Source organism: Enterococcus sp. DIV1421a (assembly GCF_051711025.1).
Lineage (GTDB): Bacteria > Bacillota > Bacilli > Lactobacillales > Enterococcaceae > Enterococcus_B > Enterococcus_B hirae.
This window is the reverse complement of record NZ_JBIOLU010000001.1, coordinates 794,136-811,814: the sequence shown is the minus strand read 5'-3', so window position 1 is coordinate 811,814 and position 17,679 is coordinate 794,136. Positions and strand designations below refer to the sequence as shown.

21 protein-coding genes are annotated in these 17,679 nt (G+C 38.1%); 2 read left to right on the top strand and 19 right to left on the bottom strand.

The window, feature by feature from the left end; translation table 11 throughout:
- Positions 1 to 20: 20 nt before the first annotated feature.
- The 5 genes from IGK21_RS03855 to IGK21_RS03835 all read right to left on the bottom strand — a co-directional run bounded on the left by IGK21_RS03855 (position 21) and on the right by IGK21_RS03835 (position 4,565).
- Positions 21 to 2,213 carry a penicillin-binding transpeptidase domain-containing protein gene (locus IGK21_RS03855; protein ID WP_010719781.1) on the bottom strand — a complete coding sequence of 731 codons (2,193 nt, stop codon included), beginning with the start codon at positions 2,211 to 2,213 and terminating at the stop codon, positions 21 to 23.
- Entirely contained in the window at positions 2,214 to 2,609 is a 396-nt protein-coding gene (ftsL, locus tag IGK21_RS03850; protein WP_010719782.1) for a cell division protein FtsL, read from the bottom strand.
- A gap of 4 nt (positions 2,610 to 2,613) precedes the next feature.
- Entirely contained in the window at positions 2,614 to 3,573 is a 960-nt protein-coding gene (gene rsmH / locus IGK21_RS03845; RefSeq protein WP_034698806.1) for a 16S rRNA (cytosine(1402)-N(4))-methyltransferase RsmH, read from the bottom strand.
- A gap of 20 nt (positions 3,574 to 3,593) precedes the next feature.
- Positions 3,594 to 4,025 (bottom strand): division/cell wall cluster transcriptional repressor MraZ, encoded by a 432-nt coding sequence (gene mraZ, locus IGK21_RS03840; protein WP_014834189.1) that lies wholly within the window; start codon positions 4,023 to 4,025, stop codon positions 3,594 to 3,596.
- Between the two features lie 171 nt (positions 4,026 to 4,196).
- The gene (locus IGK21_RS03835) at positions 4,197 to 4,565 is read right to left on the bottom strand and encodes a DUF3397 domain-containing protein (RefSeq protein ID WP_010719785.1); all 369 of its coding nucleotides are present in this window, start codon (positions 4,563 to 4,565) and stop codon (positions 4,197 to 4,199) included.
- Positions 4,566 to 4,820: 255 nt separating this feature from the next.
- Here IGK21_RS03835 and IGK21_RS03830 point away from each other — a divergent pair, with 255 nt between their 5' ends.
- Positions 4,821 to 5,777 carry a magnesium transporter CorA family protein gene (locus IGK21_RS03830; protein WP_010719786.1) on the top strand — a complete coding sequence of 319 codons (957 nt, stop codon included), beginning with the start codon at positions 4,821 to 4,823 and terminating at the stop codon, positions 5,775 to 5,777.
- Positions 5,778 to 5,846: 69 nt separating this feature from the next.
- The gene (locus tag IGK21_RS03825) at positions 5,847 to 5,963 is read left to right on the top strand and encodes a DUF4044 domain-containing protein (RefSeq protein WP_010719787.1); all 117 of its coding nucleotides are present in this window, start codon (positions 5,847 to 5,849) and stop codon (positions 5,961 to 5,963) included.
- A gap of 222 nt (positions 5,964 to 6,185) precedes the next feature.
- On the opposite strand, the gene recN is transcribed toward IGK21_RS03825, so the two are convergent.
- From recN to IGK21_RS03755, 14 genes are all read right to left on the bottom strand, one after another.
- Positions 6,186 to 7,865, bottom strand: a complete 1,680-nt coding sequence (gene recN, locus IGK21_RS03820; RefSeq protein WP_010719788.1) for a DNA repair protein RecN — start codon at positions 7,863 to 7,865, stop codon at positions 6,186 to 6,188.
- Positions 7,866 to 7,882: 17 nt separating this feature from the next.
- Positions 7,883 to 8,332 carry an arginine repressor gene (argR, locus tag IGK21_RS03815; protein WP_010719789.1) on the bottom strand — a complete coding sequence of 150 codons (450 nt, stop codon included), beginning with the start codon at positions 8,330 to 8,332 and terminating at the stop codon, positions 7,883 to 7,885.
- A 99-nt stretch (positions 8,333 to 8,431) separates the two neighbouring features.
- Complete coding sequence (locus tag IGK21_RS03810) at positions 8,432 to 9,250, bottom strand: TlyA family RNA methyltransferase (protein ID WP_010738204.1); 819 nt, start codon at positions 9,248 to 9,250, stop codon at positions 8,432 to 8,434.
- 14 nt (positions 9,251 to 9,264) lie between these two features.
- A complete protein-coding gene (locus IGK21_RS03805; protein WP_438718934.1) occupies positions 9,265 to 10,149 on the bottom strand; it encodes a polyprenyl synthetase family protein in 885 nt (294 codons plus the stop codon).
- The gene (locus IGK21_RS03800) at positions 10,149 to 10,373 is read right to left on the bottom strand and encodes an exodeoxyribonuclease VII small subunit (protein ID WP_010719792.1); all 225 of its coding nucleotides are present in this window, start codon (positions 10,371 to 10,373) and stop codon (positions 10,149 to 10,151) included. The genes IGK21_RS03805 and IGK21_RS03800 overlap by 1 nt, the downstream gene beginning before the upstream one ends.
- A gap of 5 nt (positions 10,374 to 10,378) precedes the next feature.
- Positions 10,379 to 11,719, bottom strand: coding sequence for an exodeoxyribonuclease VII large subunit (gene xseA / locus IGK21_RS03795; RefSeq protein ID WP_034698802.1), 1,341 nt, complete (start codon positions 11,717 to 11,719; stop codon positions 10,379 to 10,381).
- Positions 11,720 to 12,565, bottom strand: coding sequence for a bifunctional methylenetetrahydrofolate dehydrogenase/methenyltetrahydrofolate cyclohydrolase (locus IGK21_RS03790; RefSeq protein WP_010738206.1), 846 nt, complete (start codon positions 12,563 to 12,565; stop codon positions 11,720 to 11,722).
- A 94-nt stretch (positions 12,566 to 12,659) separates the two neighbouring features.
- On the bottom strand, positions 12,660 to 13,109 hold the full coding sequence (gene nusB, locus IGK21_RS03785) for a transcription antitermination factor NusB (protein WP_010719795.1): 450 nt from the start codon (positions 13,107 to 13,109) through the stop codon (positions 12,660 to 12,662).
- Positions 13,102 to 13,527, bottom strand: coding sequence for an Asp23/Gls24 family envelope stress response protein (locus IGK21_RS03780; RefSeq protein ID WP_010719796.1), 426 nt, complete (start codon positions 13,525 to 13,527; stop codon positions 13,102 to 13,104). Before IGK21_RS03780 ends, nusB begins: the two co-directional genes overlap by 8 nt.
- A gap of 235 nt (positions 13,528 to 13,762) precedes the next feature.
- The gene (locus IGK21_RS03775) at positions 13,763 to 14,827 is read right to left on the bottom strand and encodes a M24 family metallopeptidase (protein WP_010719797.1); all 1,065 of its coding nucleotides are present in this window, start codon (positions 14,825 to 14,827) and stop codon (positions 13,763 to 13,765) included.
- A gap of 189 nt (positions 14,828 to 15,016) precedes the next feature.
- On the bottom strand, positions 15,017 to 15,262 hold the full coding sequence (locus IGK21_RS03770) for a GlsB/YeaQ/YmgE family stress response membrane protein (protein ID WP_010719798.1): 246 nt from the start codon (positions 15,260 to 15,262) through the stop codon (positions 15,017 to 15,019).
- A gap of 172 nt (positions 15,263 to 15,434) precedes the next feature.
- A complete protein-coding gene (locus tag IGK21_RS03765; RefSeq protein WP_010719799.1) occupies positions 15,435 to 15,809 on the bottom strand; it encodes a DUF956 family protein in 375 nt (124 codons plus the stop codon).
- 116 nt (positions 15,810 to 15,925) lie between these two features.
- Positions 15,926 to 16,840 (bottom strand): PTS system mannose/fructose/sorbose family transporter subunit IID, encoded by a 915-nt coding sequence (locus tag IGK21_RS03760; protein ID WP_010738207.1) that lies wholly within the window; start codon positions 16,838 to 16,840, stop codon positions 15,926 to 15,928.
- A 21-nt stretch (positions 16,841 to 16,861) separates the two neighbouring features.
- Entirely contained in the window at positions 16,862 to 17,665 is an 804-nt protein-coding gene (locus tag IGK21_RS03755) for a PTS mannose/fructose/sorbose transporter subunit IIC (protein ID WP_010719801.1), read from the bottom strand.
- Positions 17,666 to 17,679 lie beyond the last annotated feature (14 nt).

Below are 17,679 nucleotides of genomic sequence, written 5' to 3'. Positions count from 1 at the left end.
TTTCTCTCCCAATTCTATTCTTATTCTTCTAATGTAAAACTTAATTTTTTATCAGTGATTTTTTCATAGGGTGCTAAACTTTGCTCCTTACAGTAACCATCGCCATGGAAGGTGACTTCAACCCCTAAGATTTTCCCTAACTTCATAATATCTGCTTTGGACCAATCGGTGACATCAGGCATTAACTTTTCTCCGCCTGTATACAAGATCAGTTTTTCGCCAGAAATCAATTGATCTCCATTTGCAGTAGATTGTTTCTTCACTTTTTTCCCATCACCTACAACGATAGGTTGCAATCCACTTTTCTGTGCATCTGCTGCGGCAACATCAGCACTTAGATTACGGTAATCTGCTACAGTGATTTTTTCTGTTTTTGCTTCTGGTGAATTTTCTTCTTCACTTTCTTGGAAGTCCATCGCACGTTTCATCAATGGATTAGCGATTTTAGCTAAAGCCATTCGATCGTAAGTCTTAGGATGTTTCATCGTAATGTATAAAACATACTCTGGATCTTCAGATGGAACCATTTCTACGATGGAATATAAGTATGCTGTATCACCAGTTTGGTACCCACCTTTATCAGAAGCAATCTGTGCCGTACCAGTTTTAGCTGAAACATTATAACCCGGCACACTATATACCCCATATGCACTACCATAATTTTCGCTTTCAACTACGTCACGCATATATTCTCGTACTTTTTCGGTCGTTTCTTTTGAAAATGGTTGCCCTAAAACTTCCGTTTGCGTTGTACGCTCTTCATTCGTTGCAGGATCTACAACTTTACTGATGTAGCGTGGTTGGATCATCGTCCCATTATTTGCGACGGAAGTGAAAGCTTTCATCATTTGGAAATTTGTAACACCAATCGCTTGCCCATAAGAACTCATTGCGCGGTCAACGATATTTTCCGTTGGCAAAGCACCATTTACTTCATCATCTAGACCTGAATGAGTACTTTGACCAAAACCTAATTTTTGTAGGTAGTTGTACCAAGTACCGCCCATTCGTTGCTCCAGCATTACCATCCCAACATTACTTGACCAAGATAACGCTTGTCGCATCGTAAGAACTCCTTTTGCTCCAAAATCGTGGTCGTTGATCGTCGCGTCAGCAACTTTTATTTTCCCAGATTGGTACGTTTCATTCTCATTGAATTTCCCTTCTTGGATCGCTGCTGCAGTCGTGAAGACTTTCATAGTTGAACCAGGCTCATAGCTATCTTGCACTAAGAAATTACGCCAAACAGCATCCTTGCCGGTTAAGCCTTCCATTGTTTCAGGATTAAAAGTAGGTCGTTGACCCATTGCTAGAATTTCTCCAGTTTTCGCTTTCATCAACATGGCTGTTAATTCTTCTGGCTGGTATTCTTCATTCACTTGATCCATAAGCGTTTCAAGATAACTTTGTAAACGACTATCCAACGTCGTATAGATATCTTGTCCGTCAACTGCTTTCACTTCTTCTGCCACTGTTCCTGGTAGAGGATTTTGGTAGTTGTCTTTTTGGTAAACGATCTTCCCATTTTTACCACTTAAAATATCATTATAAGCAGCTTCTAGTCCGAGCTTTCCAACTAAGCCATTTTCATTTTTATCTGGAACAGCATAGCCGATAAAGTGGGAAGCAAATTCGCCGTTAGGATACATCCGTGCGGGATGATCTTCAAAATACAGACCGACTACTCCTGCTTTCTTCATATCGTCTTCTATATTCTGTTTGGTCTCTTGACTGATATTTTTTCCATAAGAACCAAATTCAACTTGATATAGATTATTTTTGGCGCCATCTTTTAAGATTTGTAAGGCATCGTTCTTTTCTATAGAGAGATTTTTATTTAGTATTTCGGCGATTTTGTCAAAGTTCTTTTCTTCGGCATACAATTTTTTGTCACCAGAAGTATAAGTTTTTGAAAGGATTGCTTTGATTGAGTAAGAAGTGGCATCTTCTGCCAAAGCGACCCCATTCCGATCATAGATCGTTCCACGTTTTGCTTTTACGACCTCGCTCCCTTTGTAAAGTTGTTCGGTCTTTTCTGCCAAAGAGGTTCCTGCCACGTGACCACCGATCACGATATAAGAAAAACGAACGGCAAATAAAAAGAACAATCCAATACTCGTAGCAAATAAAATGATACCTACTTTTTTGCGATTGTTCGTCGGATTTAGATTTTTCTTTTCCATAAACCGCCGGAATTTATTTTTAAGACTCATTTACTTCACTTTCCTTAAATTGTCGTCATTGATTGACAACCCTTTTTCTTCTGCGATTTTTTTGATTCGTTCAGTACGTGATAATTCATTTTTTTCCTGTACTAAACTAGTTTTTTCTTGGTTTTTTTGAGTGATCTCTGTTTGAATCGTTGTGATTGCTTTTTCGACACCACTAATATTTGTTCGTAACATGACTGTCAAGACACATAGTGCGATCACTGAAAAAATAATACTTACTACTGCTAATTTTTCTAAAACAGAAATATGTTTTAGGCGTTTAGCCGGTGATTGAGGGCGTACGATTTCTTGATTTGAATCTGGCAATTGTTGTTCTGGTTGATCAACCACTTCTGGTAAATCATATGGATATTCTTGGACTTTTTTTAATTCTGCCATTACGCTACTCCTCTTTCACTCGTATTTTTTCAGCAATCCGTAATTTTGCACTACGTGATCGATTATTTTCACTTAGTTCTTCTTCTGATGGAAGAATCGGTTTTCGATTAACCAACTTCAGCTCTGGCTGAAATTCTTCAGGAACAACCGGTAATCCGGGTGGTAAATCTTGAACGGTACTGTATTCTTTGAACATACTTTTGACAATCCGATCTTCTAATGAATGGAAGGTGATTACACTGATTCTTCCATTGATTTTTAATAGCCGAATCGCCTGTTCTAATGAAGCTTCTTCTGCACCTAATTCATCATTTACTGCAATTCTTATTGCTTGGAAAATTCGTTTAGCTGGGTGTCCACCTTTTCTTCTTGCTGGTGCAGGAATCACATCTTTAATGATTTCTACTAATTCACCAGTTGTTTGGATCGGATGGATTTTTCTTACTCGTTCAATTTCTCGAGCAATTTGTTTAGAAAATTTTTCTTCGCCATAACGAAAGAAGATTTTTACTAATTCATTATAGGAATACTCATTAACAACGTCATACGCTGACAGAGGTGCTGATTGATCCATACGCATATCCAAAGGAGCATCCTGATGATAACTAAAACCTCTTTCAGCTTCATCTAATTGTGGAGAAGATACGCCTAAATCATACAAAATACCATCGACTTGAGGAACATGCTCTTTTATCTTTGCTTCTAATTCACGAAAATTCGCTTTGATAAAAGTAACCATACCTTTTTCAATGTATGGGGCTAACCGTACTTTTGCATGATCAATGGCTTTTTGATCCTGATCGAATGCATAAAGGTGCCCGTTTGTATTTAATTGGCTCAAAAGATATTCACTATGTCCGGCACCGCCTAGTGTACAGTCTACATAAATGCCATCTGGTTTGATGTTCAAGCCATCTACCGTTTCTTTCAACATGACTGTATAGTGTTGAAATGTCTCAGTCATTAGTCAGCCTCTTCCTATTCTTATAGTCCAAAATCAATCATATTTTCAGCAATTTCATCAAAGTTTTCTGCTGCCACTTCAGAAAATTCTTGCCATCGTGCCTCATCCCAAATCTCGATTCGATTGGATACACCAATGACAACACATTCTTTCGTTAAAGCAGCGTAGTTTCTTAATGTACTGGGAATGTTGATCCGTCCTTGTTTATCTAATTCACATTCAGTGGCCGCCGAGTAAAAAAAACGCACAAAAGTTCGAGCATCTTTTTTCGCTAAAGGCATGTCGTTCAGTTTTGTTTCTAAATTCGCCCACTCTTTCATTGGATAGCCAAAAAGACAGCCATCTAATCCACGCGTGAGAACGAATTGTTCACCTAACTCTTCACGAAGTTTTGAAGGTACGATCATACGACCTTTTGTATCAATATTATGCCGAAATTCGCCCATGAACATTGAAACTACCCCCATCTCTCCACTAACTAAAATTAGTCTACCACAATCCCCCACTTTCTACCACCTTTTATAGGAAATCAGAGAATAACTTTTTTATTAGTAAAAAAAATTTTAAGAATCAAGCTGTAAAAAGTCTTTTTAAAGACTTTTTACAGCTTGATTGGCTTTTTATCAAAGATACGAGAGAAGATTTAAGACGATTAAAACGACATAAAAACCACTTGTTAACAAGAAAGCTAAACGCCAAGTCATTTTAAGATAACGTGAATAGATAATTTCATCATAGTAATACGCCTGGAATACAGCGATACAAATCGCCATCAACAAAAGTGAAATCATAAAGAAAGGCAGGAAGGAAACTGTCGCAGAATTGCGTGACAATGCATGCATCCCTCCCCATAAAAAAGGAACGGCAAGATCAGGCGCTTTGATTTTAAAACGACGATCTAATGAAAAAATTTTCACTAAAAAATTACAGCCAAACAACACGATGGCTGGAAAGATATACCAAAATAAAACAAGTGGCGTAAAAGTGCCCATCTAACAAAACTCCCTTTCATAGTTGGTTCAAGTATACCTGATGTATTTTACACAACTATTTCATTTATTTTAAATTTATAAAGTTTTCTACTATTTTTACTTCTTAGATAAAGATCTAATCCAAATTGTATGAGTCCACTCCTTTAATACTACCTTTTTCCTGTTCCTAGCCAATCCCATTTTCCAAGCTCTTTCACTGTGTTCTATTCTGATATTCGTTATAATAGATGAAAGAGCGTATTAGGAGGTTCAAAAATGATCAAGTATTTTTCTATCGAGGATCGACAATTGGTCAATACTCAAAAAGAAACAGCAGATACGATTTGGTATTGCGTCGAACGTCCAAGTGAAGATGAAATCCAGCAAATCACACACCAATTTCAAATTCCGTCTGATTACATTACTTCTATTTTAGACGATGCTGAAAATTCACGAGAAGAAGAATTTAATCAGACTAAATTAACAAAACCAGCGTTATTATTATTGCAATACCCGTTTCCAAAAACAAGCCCAAGCGGCTATTTTCAAGTAGATACTTACCCTTTTTCTATTATTGTGACACCTAAAAAAAAGCTTATCACAATTACGAATCATGAACCACTCTTTTTGAAAAAAGTATTTAGTCAAGCTTTTACTGAAAATGATTTACCAGCCAACTTAAATATCTTCATGCAATTATTGTGGCAAATTACTTTTTCCTACAATACTTATCTCAGCACCTTACAATCACAATGCGATGTCTTGGAAAAACAATTGCGTGTCTCAACAGAAAATAGTCAACTGTATCAAATCATGGATATCCAAAAAAGCTTGGTTTATTTCAAAGAAGCAACAACGGCTAACCTGACCACTTTAAAAACCTTAGTAAAAAACAAAACGATTCAAGAAAACCACGCTTTAAAAAATCATCTCCATGATGTGATTATTGAAACAGAACAATCACGCACTACCGCTCGAATTCAATTAAAACTAGTTGAACAAATGAATCAAACCTTTTCAGCAATTGTTTCTAATAATCTAAACAATATTATGAAAATTTTAACTTCTCTAACGATCATCTTAACGATCCCGACCATCATTGGTAGTCTATATGGAATGAATATCAAGCTTCCTATTGCAGGAAGGGACGATGCGTTTTTATGGATTATTCTACTGATGATTTTTATCAGTATTGCTACTGCTTATTATTTAAAAAAGGGAAAGTTTTTGTAACCGTCCCCTTGTGAAGAAAAGTAAAAGGAGTTAAACTAAAGACAACTAAAAAATTTCGAGGTAAAAATTATGCGCGAGAATAAACAAACAAGTACTTTTTCAAAAATCACTAAATTCGTTGTTTGGACCATGTTGATCTTAACGATTGGTTCAGTTGTCTTGACTGCAGTTATGAGTGTCATGTAAGAATGGCTTAAAAACCAACAAGTCCCGCACTTCCCAAAAAGAAGTGCGGGACTTGTTTTTTACCTTGCTAGGAAAGAATGTTCGCTTGCTAATGGTTCGTTTTTTATAAGAAAGCCAAGTGTCGTTTTAGTTGCTGCCATACAAGTAGCATCTCTGAGTCAAATAACTGTTCATTCTAAGATATCCTCTTCTCTTAGACTGCTCAGGCTTCTACCTATTTTTCTATTTACTTGCTAAGCGTAATAATTCTTTGGCATGCTCGACTGTTAGTGGGGTAATTTCACTTCCTGCTAACATTCGGGCAATTTCGGTCTCTCGTTGTGTGGGTTGTAGTTCGGTAACCGATGTTTGGGTACGCCCATCAATGACTTCTTTTTGAATATAGTATTGAAAATCGGCAACTGCAGCGACTTGCGGTAGATGGGTGATACACAAAACTTGTGAGTGACATGAGATCTGTGAGATCTTATCTGCAATCGCTTGGGCAACTCGACCGCTTACTCCTGTATCCACTTCATCAAAAATGATACTAGTCACACCTTGTTCTGAAGAAAAAATAGTTTTTAACGCCAACAACATACGTGATAGTTCCCCACCTGAGGCAACTTTTACTAATGGCTTCAATGGTTCTCCAGGATTTGTGGTTATGTAAAATTCCACTTGGTCCAATCCATTAGCATCTAATTGTCCATTTTTTTCAGATGAAAAACGGACTTCAAACTCCGTGTTTTCCATATATAGACTTTTTAATTCCGTTAAGATTGATTTTTCTAGTTCTTTAGCGATTTTTTTTCTTGTTTTATGCAGTGCTAATGCTTGTTCTTGCAAGAACGTTTCTTTTTTAGTTAATTCCAGTTGCATTTTTTCTAGTTGACCTTCTGAGAAATCAGAAGAATCCAGTTCTTTAGTGATTTCTTCGTAATAATCAAGGATTGCTTCCACTGACTCCCCATATTTGCGTTTCAACTGACGAATCAATTCAAGCCGTTGATTGACTTCTTCTAATCGGTTTTCATCCAATTCCAGCAGATCGATTTGGCGACTCATGTCACCAATGGCATCTTGAAGTAAATAATAAGCACTTTGAACATTCTCAACGATTGCTTCATATTCATTATCTAGATGAGCAATGCTTTGTAGTTCAGAAACAGCTAAACCAACGTTATCCACACTACTGGGTTCTCCCGCACTCAATGCACTATAACCACTAGCAAAACTATCCACGATCTTTTGATAATTGCTTAATTTTTCTCTTTCCTCGCTTAACTGTTCCTCTTCGCCAACTTGTAAATCAGCTGCTGCGATTTCTTCTTGTTGAAAATGAAGCATGTCGATCCGTTGAACAAATGATTTTTCATTTTGTTGGACTTTCCGCATTTTTCGTTCGAGCTCACGATAGATAGCATACTCTTTTTGATATTTTTTCTTTTGTTGTTGAAAAGTACGATCACCAAAACGATCCAATAAATTTAAATGGGCTTCTGGTTGTAATAGCTCCTGGTGTTCATTTTGTCCTTGAATATCAACTAGATAACTTCCGATCCTTCTAAGGTTTGCCAGCGTAACAATATGTCCATTGACTCGGCAGACATTTTTACCCGTTAATGCCATATCACGACGAACAATCAAGTTATCACCATCTGATTCGATGCCAAGTTCTTCCATCAATTCAGTAAATCCTTCTTGACTTGGCCATTCAAACAACCCTTCTAAGATACACTTATCGGCTCCTTGGCGAATATAATCACTGGAGCCTCTACCACCAGCCAGTAATCCAAGGGCATCAATGATAATCGATTTACCTGCCCCGGTCTCTCCAGTTAGAGCTGTCATTCCTTTATGGAAAGACAAATGCAATTCCGGAATAATCGCAAAATTAGTAATACTGATCTCTTGTAACAAGGCAATCACTCCTCAACTCAAAGGTAATGTAAAAAATCCATTTTCAATGCAACTGCATCTTCTTCTGTTCGTGTGATCATCAACACATTATCGTCATCATTAATGATGGAAAACAATTCTTTTTTATATCGTTTATCAATTAAATTAGCCGCAGCAGAAGCGTTGCCTGGTAAAGTTTTTAAAATGACGAATTTTTCCATTTGATCAACAGCCACAAATGCATCTTTCAATAACTTTTCTAATTTCGTACTAACGTCTTCAGTAGTTTCTGCAGGAAGACTATAGCGATAACCTCCATCAGCTGCAGGAACTTTGATGAGTTTGAGTTCTTTGATATCTCTGGAAATCGTTGCCTGCGTCACTGAAATCCCTTTGTTTTTCAGGATCTCCACAAATTCTTCTTGTTTTCTGATATCATTTTCATTTAGTAGCCGGGTAATCAAACGATGCCGATCTTTTTTTCGCATACGTTCTTCGCTCCTTTACGTATTCTTCCTTACTATGATAGCTTATTTCAAACGCTTAATAAAGAAGAATCCGCTGTCTTCTTTATTGCTTGCCCGTCATTATTTGTGGTTAAACTGGTTGTGGGCTTCTTGGACGATCTTTTCAGGTGCCACATCTGGAGATAACGTTCCTTGATCAGAAACTTTTTTCAAATGGGCTAAAAATTCAATGTTCCCCTCTCCACCGGTTATTGGTGAATAACTTAAATCTAATACATCATACCCATGCATCGCAGCAAAGTGTAAAATATCCTCAATCACTTGTACATGCGTTTGAGGGTCACGAACGATCCCATTCTTGCCAACTGCTTCTTTCCCCGCTTCAAATTGTGGTTTGATCAAAGCAATCACTTCGCCACCGTCAACTAAAATTTCGTGTAATGGCACTAACATCAAACGTAAAGAAATGAATGATACATCGATGACGGCAATCTCTGGGGTTCCTTCTTGAAAATCTTCTGGTTTGGCATAACGAAAATTCGCTCTTTCCATTACTACAACTCGTTCATCTTGTCTGATTTTCCAAGCTAATTGATTATACCCAACATCCAGAGCATAACTCATTTTTGCACCATTTTGTAAAGCCGCATCGGTAAAACCACCCGTTGATGCTCCAATATCCAATAATATTTTACCTTCTACAGATAAATCAAAGACCTTTAGCGCCTTTTCTAATTTCAATCCTCCACGAGAAACATAAGGTAATTTTTTGCCTTTGATCTGTAATTCACTACTTACAGGGATTTTTTCCCCTGGCTTATCGAAACGTTCATTTTTTTCGTTATAGATCAAACCAGCCATAACTGAACGTTTGGCTTGCTCTCTCGTTTCAAACAAGCCTTGCTTGACTGCTAAAACGTCTACGCGTTCTTTTTCCATTTTTTTCTCCATTTCTATACACTGAATTGCTGAACTAATTGACGTAAAAGTTGTCCATCGAATGAACATACCGTTTGTTCTAACTGATCAATCATTCGATTCGCCGCATCAATCTCATTTTCAAGTGCGCTTTTTGTTTCTTCGATACCTAATAAACCTGGATAAGTCGTTTTTTCCATTTTAGCATCTTTACCAGCTGTTTTACCTAATACTTCAGTCGTGCTAACCACATCGAGCAGATCATCACGAATTTGAAAAGCAAGGCCTAGATGACTGGCTAATTTTTGTAGGCTAGCTAAAACTTCCTCCGGTTGGTTTGCTAATACTCCTCCCGCTAATAAAGCGTAGTGCATCAAGCGACCAGTTTTTCTTTCGTGGATAAACATTAATTCCTCTAATGTTAATTGTTTTGTTTCTCCCTCGATATCCGCTGCTTGACCAGCAATCATCCCTTGGGTACCAGCATTGATTGCTAATTGTTGCAGCAGTAAAAGTTTTGGTGAGTTCGCTAAATGAGCCATACTGATGAGTTGAAAGGCACCTGTCAATAACCCATCTCCTGCTAAAATAGCCAGTGCTTCCCCGTAGACTTTATGGTTTGTTGGTTTTCCGCGGCGTAGATCATCATTGTCCATTGCCGGAAGATCATCGTGAATCAACGAATACGTGTGGATCATTTCCAAAGCAGCTGCTACTTGATAAGTTGTTGTATTGATCGATTCGCCAAACGCAGCTACTGTACTAAGTAAAAGCAAAGGACGAATCCGTTTGCCTCCAGCGCGAACGGAATAAAGCATACTTTCTTTCAACTGTTCATCAGAAGTGTAGTCATTTAGAAAAGAAACAATTTCTTCTTCTACAGAAGATAGATGGATCGTTGAAAAATCAGCCAACTTCATTATGCTTCCTCATTTCCTTCAAAAGTAACTTCTTCATTTGCCTCTGACATCATTTTCGTCAAGGTTTTTTCAGCTTTAGTTAAAGTATCTTGGCAATGCTTACTTAATTCCATTCCTCGTTTAAAAGCATCTAAAGCAGATTCTAAAGGTACATCACCTTGTTCTAATTCCATGACAATTTTTTCTAATTCTTGTAATGATTCCTCAAATGTCGGATTTTCCATATTGATCATTCTCCTTCTTCTACTTCTTGTACCGTAGCATTCACTTGTCCGTCTTGGTAATGGATCGTGATCGTATCCTCAGGCTTCATTTCTGTCACACTTTTCACGACACGACCTTCGATTGTTGTGTAATTGTATCCTCGCCCCATGATTTTTAACGGACTAAGCAAATCTAATGATTGAATCGCTTGTTGGAAACGTTGCTGCTGGCTCTGCATATATTGTTCCATTTTTTCAGCTAACCGCTTCTCTAAGTAGTCTGTTTCTTGCTTGGCAGATTTCACTCGATAAGTCGGTGCAACTTGTGCCAACTGATGGTTCAAACGAACCGTTTGTTTTTCTTTCAAATGATAAATTTGTTGTGTCGCTTGGAACAAGCGCTGTTTGAACTGATCAAGCTTAATTGTTTGTCCTTCATACAGACGTTCCGGTTGACGGAAAACATATGATTGTTTTGCTCGTTCAAAACGTTCTTGTTTGCGTTGAATTTGACGCAAAAAGGCCTGTTCAAGCCTTGCTTGCCGTTCTTTCAGCTTCAATAATACTTCAGATAAAACAGGAACAGCTAATTCAGCTGCCGCCGTCGGTGTGGCTGCTCGTACATCTGCTGCTAAATCAGCAATAGTAGTATCCGTCTCATGTCCAACTGAAGAAATCACAGGTGTTCGTGCCTCAAAAATGGCACGTGCTACTCTTTCTTCATTAAATGGCCACAAGTCTTCAATCGATCCGCCGCCACGTCCAATGATCATCGTGTCGAAATCTCCCAGTTCTTCAACACGACGGATATTTTCAACGATATTGTCAGCTGCTTGATTTCCTTGCACCACCGTTGGGAATAGGACGAGTTGGGCGATGGGGTAACGTCTTTTGACAGTTGTGATGATATCTCGGATAACTGCACCGCTTGGACTGGTCAAAACTGCAATTCTTTTTGGAAAACGTGGAAGAGCTTGCTTATGTTCCGGCTTAAAAAGACCTTCTTTTCGCAATTTTTCTTTTCGTTCTTCTAATTCTTGATATAGCGCTCCTACACCATCAGGTTCCATGTGTTCAACGTAAATCTGATAAGAACCAGAAGCTTCATAAAGAGAAATCCGTCCGACAACTAATACTTTCATCCCTTCTTTAGGTTGAAAACGTAATTTTTGAAATGCACCTTTGAACATGATTGCTGAGATTTTCGCATGGTCATCTTTTAAACTAAAATATTGATGTGCATTTGCTCTCAAACGAAAATTCGAGATTTCACCTGTTAAATAGACCCTTTCAAGATAAGGGTCTACATCAAATTTCCTTTTTAAATACTTGGTTAATGTGGTTACTGTTAAATATTCTTGTGTCATCTACTCACCTGCTTCAGCAGCCAGCACGGTTTGATACATCAGCATCGTAATCGTCATAGGTCCTACTCCTTTAGGCACTGGAGTGATATAGCTTGCTAAAGGTTCTACTTCATCAAATTTTACATCACCGATCAATTTCCCATGCTCATCACGATTCATACCAACATCGATCACCACTGCGCCTGGTTTGATAAATTCCTTAGTAACAAAATGGCCTCGCCCAATCGCTACGACTAAAATATCAGCTTCTTTTGCAAGTTCAGCAAGGTTAGCCGTTTTTGAATGAGCAATCGTTACTGTAGCATCTGCCATCAATAATAATTGTGCCATTGGTTTCCCTACAATATTGCTACGTCCGATCACCAGCGCCCGCTTCCCTGCCAAATTGATATCATAAGCTGCGAACATTTTCATGATGCCATATGGCGTACAAGGAATCTTATCGGGGTTACCAGCTAATAATCGTCCTAAATTCATTGGATGAAAACCATCTACATCTTTTTTAGGATCAATTGCTAATAAGACTTTTTCTTCATCAATGTGTTTTGGCAATGGCAACTGAACAAGAATCCCGTGAAAATTTGGGTCTTGATTATATTTTTCGATTTCAGCTAACAACGTTTCTTCAGAGATCGTGCTTGGGTAACGTTCAACTTTTGAATGGATCCCGATTGATTTTGCGGAACGTTCTTTATTACGTACATAAACCTGACTGGCTGGATTTTCTCCTACTAATAAAACGACCAATCCGGGGGAGATCGATTTTGTTTTTAATTCGCTCACTTTTATCGCAATCTCTGCTTGCATTTTTTCAGCTAGTTCTTTTCCATTAATCAATTCTGCCATACGATCACTCCCAGATTTTTTTGTGCTTTCATTCTACCATAGATAAACAAGCTTTTAGAACCCGTTTCCTTGTTTTCATAGAAAAAAGCTGGGACTATGCCCCAGCTTCAATCTCTTTTAAAACATTAGATAATACACCGTTGACAAACTTACGTGATTGATCATCACTAAAAGTTTTGGCTAATTCAATGGCTTCATTCAATGCGACTGCGGATGGTACATCTTCAATGTACTTCATTTCAAAGATGGCGATACGCAAGATGATCAAATCCATCTTAGAGATACGATTGATGCGCCAGTTTCCTTTGAGGTGCTTCTCAATGGTTTGGTCTAATTCGCCTTTTTTCGCACACACACCGCCAACCAATGTATCTAAATAAACAGGAACAAACTCTGACTCCTCTTCATTGATCATTTCTTTGTGATCCAACTCAATTGCATGGAAAATTGCGTCTTCTTTGGTCAAATCAGCATTAAAATCTAATGGAAATAATGCTTGTAAAGCCATTTCACGAATTTCGTGTCTTGATAATTCTTTATTCATTTTCTTCCTCTTCGTCTTCAAAAAGTTCTTCAATTGCTGGTTGTTCTAGTTTTTCCGGTACGACTGCTACCACATGAACATTGACTTCTGCTAAAGCAATGTCTGTCATGAAAAGAACTTGCTGATTCACGCGTTCTTGCATTTCCATCGCTACTCTGGGAACAGAAACCCCATATTCTAAATAGCAATAAAGATCTACTTTTAACCCATCTTCATCATTTACTAAATAGACACCTTTACCATGCGCTGCACGCCCTAATAATTCCGTTACGTTGCTGGCAAATGTTCCACGCATCCCATAAACGCCTTCTACTTTTGAAGCAGCGATACCAATAATCACTTCAATGACTTCTGGCGCAATGACAATTTCACCAAGCTCTTGAGTCGCATTCAAAACTAAATTTTTGTCCTCTGCCATTTTATCTATTCCTCCTTTTGCCTCTACACAGATTGTTGCCTACGAATGAACCGTTCTTTCACTTATTCTTCATTCGAAACGTATAAAGGTAAACTGTTCACTTGCCTATTTGAGAGTCTTTTTCTCAAACAAATTACGCTTTGTTTTCAAAGCTTGCTGTCTTCTATAGTGTATCATTAAATCAAGTGATTTTCTATAACAAAGTCTGAGTGAATGATGCTTTAGGCTACGCTCATCATAAAATAATCAACTCTTTTGGTGAATGCGTCAACACGCGATTTCCATCAGAAGTAATCAATAAATCATCTTCGATTCTAACGCCACCGATACCTGGTAAGTAAATGCCTGGTTCGTCGGTAATAATATTTCCTGGAACAAATTGTTTCTCAGCTCGAACTGAAACATTGGGTCCTTCATGGATCTCTAAGCCAATTCCATGTCCTGTTGAGTGTCCAAAAGCTTCGCCATAACCATGTTTCGTAATGTAATCTCTAGCTACAGCATCTAGTTGCTTACCGGTAACTCCTGGTTTAGCTACTTCCAGAACTGCTAGTTGGGCTTCAAGAACGATTTGATAAATTTCTTTTAATTGTTCTCCTGGGTCACCAATCGCAAATGTTCGTGTCATATCAGAAACATAACCTTCATAGTAGCATCCAAAATCTATTGTGATCAAATCGCCTTGTTCAATGATTTTTTTGCTAGCAACTCCATGCGGCATAGCTGAGCGTAAACCACTAGCAACGATTGTTTCAAAAGAAACACCTGACGCTCCAAGTGAACGCATATAAAAATCTAATTGGTTGGCAACTTCGATCTCTGTCATTCCCGGTTGAATCATCTTGAGAATATGGTCATATGCCAAATCTGCAATACTACAAGCTTTTTCAATAATCGCAATTTCTTCTTCGTCTTTGATTTCTCGAAGTTCTTCAATCATGCCCGAAATAGGAATCAGTTGCGCATCAATGATCTCTTCTAATACCGAATATTCTAAGAAGGAAACAGTTGTTTCTTCAAAACCAAGTTCACGTAGTCCTTCTTTTTGAACTAAGTCAGCTACTTCTTCAAAAATCGGTCCTACATTTTTGATGATCTCAAATCCTTGAGCTTGAGCTGCTGCTTGCTCGGTATAACGAAAGTCAGTAATAAAAAAGGCTTTTTCTAATGTGATGACCGCTAAGCCTGTCGTACCAGTAAAATTAGTCAAATAACGAAGATTATATGGACTAGTGATCAAAAATGAATCTAAATTTTCTTCTTGCATTTTTTTACGCAATTTTTCTACTCGTAGCATCATAAATGAAATTCCTTCTTTCTTTGCTCTCTTTTTTCTATTATAGCAAATTTTCTTTCTGACACAGCAGATAAAACAAATTTTCTTAATAAACTTAGTAAAACAAAAATAGTTAAGACAAATCAGTTTCAGATTTGCCTTAACTATTTACTTCTATCTGCAAAACTATTGGCTAAGCGTTAATCTATTTGATTATGATCGTTTCCCAAAAAAGAATGAAACAACTGCCACTAAAATAACTGCGCCTAAAATTGATGGAATAAGTGCCATACCAGCTGCATGTGGTCCCCAGTTACCAAAAATTGCTTGACCGATACTTGAACCAATCAATCCAGCAATGATATTTGTGATACAACCCATAGAATTTCCTTTACTGGTAATTGCTCCAGCAATGGCTCCGATGACTGCACCAACGATTAAAGTCCATATCCAACCCATACTAATAACCTCCTTCTTTACAGTTTCATTCTAGCATAGGAAAATTATTAGGAGCAAATGATTGAACCAGTGTTGAAGCTGACCTAGATAATGACACCGCACGCAAAAGAAAAAGCGAAACACAAAACAAAACACGAATGACATGCTGCGAAGAGCATCCATTCGTGTTTTTCTACTTGCGTTTGAAGATACTTTTGACACCACGTTTCACTACATCAAAAAAGCTCAAGGATTGAACCATACGACTAGGATCTACGTATTTTCTGATAGCGCGAAGTACTTTTTTGGGTTCTTTAGAAGAAAATGTATATGTACCATTTTTCTTTGTTTGAATGGCATAGCGCGGAATCCATTTTCCTTTGAACATAACGGATGCGATGACGTAATCAATCTCTTCCCAAGGGATTTGAACAAATTTCCGAGTGTCTCTTGCATGATAAAATTCGAATCCTCGGTCTCCAATCATGATTTTCCCATAATCAGTCAAACCAGTAAACGCAGTGGCATCAATTACCAAATCAACTTTTGTATTGATTGATTGAACCATTTAATCACTCCTATTATTTTATCTATCTAGTATACTATCGTTTCAATGTTGAAATCTCAAGCAGCATCCACTTTTTGATAAAAAAAGCTCGGGGCTACGCCCGAGCTAGATTCTTATTATAAAAGACCAACAACATGGCCAACTACACCGACAACGAATAGACCTAAGATAATGACAATTGGAGAAACTTTTTTCTTCAATAACCACATGCATAGTAATGTCAATGCTAAAGCAGCTAACCCTGGGATCAATTGATCTAAGTTATCTTGTAAAGTTGTTACTTTTTCAGGACTAAGTGCTAGACCACTGTTTACTTGTTCAAAAGCACTCTTGATTCCTTCGCCACCAGCAGGTAATTTATCCCACTCAATGTAAGCACCTTTATCTAACTTAACAGTTGATACAACTGGCAAGAATTTAATCGATACCCACCGCTGTACTAAGGCGGCTAATACGAACATCCCTAAGATAGATGCACCTTTTGTTACGTCTTGCAATAATCCACCAGATAAATCATCTGTGATTTTAGAACCAGCTTTGTAACCAAATTCTTGTGTATACCACATGAATGACCAACGAATAATGTTCCAACCTAAGAAGAAGATGATTGGTCCAAGAATATTACCACCCATTGCTAGAGAAGCACCAAGAGCTCCTAACATCGGACGAACAGTAAACCAGAATACTGGGTCACCAACACCAGCAAGAGGTCCCATCATACCAACTTTAACCCCTTGGATCGCTACATCGTCAACAGGAGCGCCATTTGCGCGTTCTTCTTCTAATGCTAGCGTAACACCCAAGATAGGTGAAGCAATATATGGATGTGTGTTGAAAAATTCTAAGTGACGTTTAAGAGCTGCTGTGCGCTCTTCTTTCGTTTTGTATAATTTTTTGATTGCTGGGATCATTGAGAAAGCCCAACCACCATTTTGCATACGTTCATAGTTCCATGAACCTTGAATGAAGGTAGAACGCCATGCAACAGCTAAACGGTCTCTTTTAGATAAAGTAATTTTTTCTTCTGCCATTTTTATTTTCCTCCTTCAAGATTAATAGTCATTCAAAATGTCGCCTAGAGGGTCACCTGAGTTGCTTCCTCCGCCACCATTTGAAGAGCCTCCCATTTTAGAAAGGTTCAAGTAGATAAGAGCTAAAGCAACACCTAAAGCACCTAGGGCAATCAATGTTAATTGAGTAATTGCAGCTACAACAAAACCGATAACGAAGAATGGCCATACTTCTTTAGTTGCCATCATGTTGATTACTAATGCGTAACCTACAGCAACAACCATTCCCCCACCAATAGCCATACCGTCTGTTAACCATGCAGGCATTGATTCTAAGAAAGATTGAACAGTTTGAGCTGGGATGAATAATAATGCTCCAGCAGGAATTGCAATACGGATACCTTGTAAACATACTGCAATGATGTGCCACATTTCAACTTTGCGGATGTTACCTTCTTCAGCAGCAGCATCCATCAAGTGAACGATAGGAACAGCGATTGTACGTACGATCATTGTTAAGAACAAACCAGCAACAGCAAGTGGTACTGCGATAGCAATAGCTGATGGAACGCCTCGAACACCTTGACCACCTAATACTAAAATAATTGCAGATGCAACTGATGCCAATGCAGCATCTGGTGCTACAGCAGCTCCGATATTTGCCCAGCCAAGAGCGATCATTTGAAGAGTACCACCTAATACGATACCTGCTTCAAGGTTACCTGTTACTAAACCTATTAATGTACATGCCACTAGAGGTTGATGAAATTGGAATTCATCCAGAATCCCTTCCATCCCTGCTAGAAAGGCAACGAATACGACTAAAATCATTGAAATAATAGACATGATAAGCCTCCTAT

What these genes read in the sequence shown, in the direction of transcription:
- IGK21_RS03830 (WP_010719786.1), top strand. Translation starts at nt 4,821, where the DNA reads ATGATCAAGTATTTTTCTATCGAGGATCGACAATTGGTCAATACTCAA.
- IGK21_RS03780 (WP_010719796.1), bottom strand. Translation starts at nt 13,527, where the DNA reads ATGGCAGAGGACAAAAATTTAGTTTTGAATGCGACTCAAGAGCTTGGT.
- IGK21_RS03790 (WP_010738206.1), bottom strand. Translation starts at nt 12,565, where the DNA reads ATGGCAGAATTGATTAATGGAAAAGAACTAGCTGAAAAAATGCAAGCA.
- mraZ (WP_014834189.1), bottom strand. Translation starts at nt 4,025, where the DNA reads ATGTTCATGGGCGAATTTCGGCATAATATTGATACAAAAGGTCGTATG.
- IGK21_RS03770 (WP_010719798.1), bottom strand. Translation starts at nt 15,262, where the DNA reads ATGGGTTGGATATGGACTTTAATCGTTGGTGCAGTCATCGGAGCCATT.
- IGK21_RS03810 (WP_010738204.1), bottom strand. Translation starts at nt 9,250, where the DNA reads ATGGAAAAAGAACGCGTAGACGTTTTAGCAGTCAAGCAAGGCTTGTTT.
- nusB (WP_010719795.1), bottom strand. Translation starts at nt 13,109, where the DNA reads ATGAATAAAGAATTATCAAGACACGAAATTCGTGAAATGGCTTTACAA.
- IGK21_RS03835 (WP_010719785.1), bottom strand. Translation starts at nt 4,565, where the DNA reads ATGGGCACTTTTACGCCACTTGTTTTATTTTGGTATATCTTTCCAGCC.
- IGK21_RS03775 (WP_010719797.1), bottom strand. Translation starts at nt 14,827, where the DNA reads ATGATGCTACGAGTAGAAAAATTGCGTAAAAAAATGCAAGAAGAAAAT.
- IGK21_RS03755 (WP_010719801.1), bottom strand. Translation starts at nt 17,665, where the DNA reads ATGTCTATTATTTCAATGATTTTAGTCGTATTCGTTGCCTTTCTAGCA.
- IGK21_RS03805 (WP_438718934.1), bottom strand. Translation starts at nt 10,149, where the DNA reads ATGAAGTTGGCTGATTTTTCAACGATCCATCTATCTTCTGTAGAAGAA.
- IGK21_RS03825 (WP_010719787.1), top strand. Translation starts at nt 5,847, where the DNA reads ATGCGCGAGAATAAACAAACAAGTACTTTTTCAAAAATCACTAAATTC.
- xseA (WP_034698802.1), bottom strand. Translation starts at nt 11,719, where the DNA reads ATGACACAAGAATATTTAACAGTAACCACATTAACCAAGTATTTAAAA.
- IGK21_RS03760 (WP_010738207.1), bottom strand. Translation starts at nt 16,840, where the DNA reads ATGGCAGAAGAAAAAATTACTTTATCTAAAAGAGACCGTTTAGCTGTT.
- argR (WP_010719789.1), bottom strand. Translation starts at nt 8,332, where the DNA reads ATGCGAAAAAAAGATCGGCATCGTTTGATTACCCGGCTACTAAATGAA.
- rsmH (WP_034698806.1), bottom strand. Translation starts at nt 3,573, where the DNA reads ATGACTGAGACATTTCAACACTATACAGTCATGTTGAAAGAAACGGTA.
- IGK21_RS03800 (WP_010719792.1), bottom strand. Translation starts at nt 10,373, where the DNA reads ATGGAAAATCCGACATTTGAGGAATCATTACAAGAATTAGAAAAAATT.
- IGK21_RS03765 (WP_010719799.1), bottom strand. Translation starts at nt 15,809, where the DNA reads ATGGTTCAATCAATCAATACAAAAGTTGATTTGGTAATTGATGCCACT.
- ftsL (WP_010719782.1), bottom strand. Translation starts at nt 2,609, where the DNA reads ATGGCAGAATTAAAAAAAGTCCAAGAATATCCATATGATTTACCAGAA.
- IGK21_RS03855 (WP_010719781.1), bottom strand. Translation starts at nt 2,213, where the DNA reads ATGAGTCTTAAAAATAAATTCCGGCGGTTTATGGAAAAGAAAAATCTA.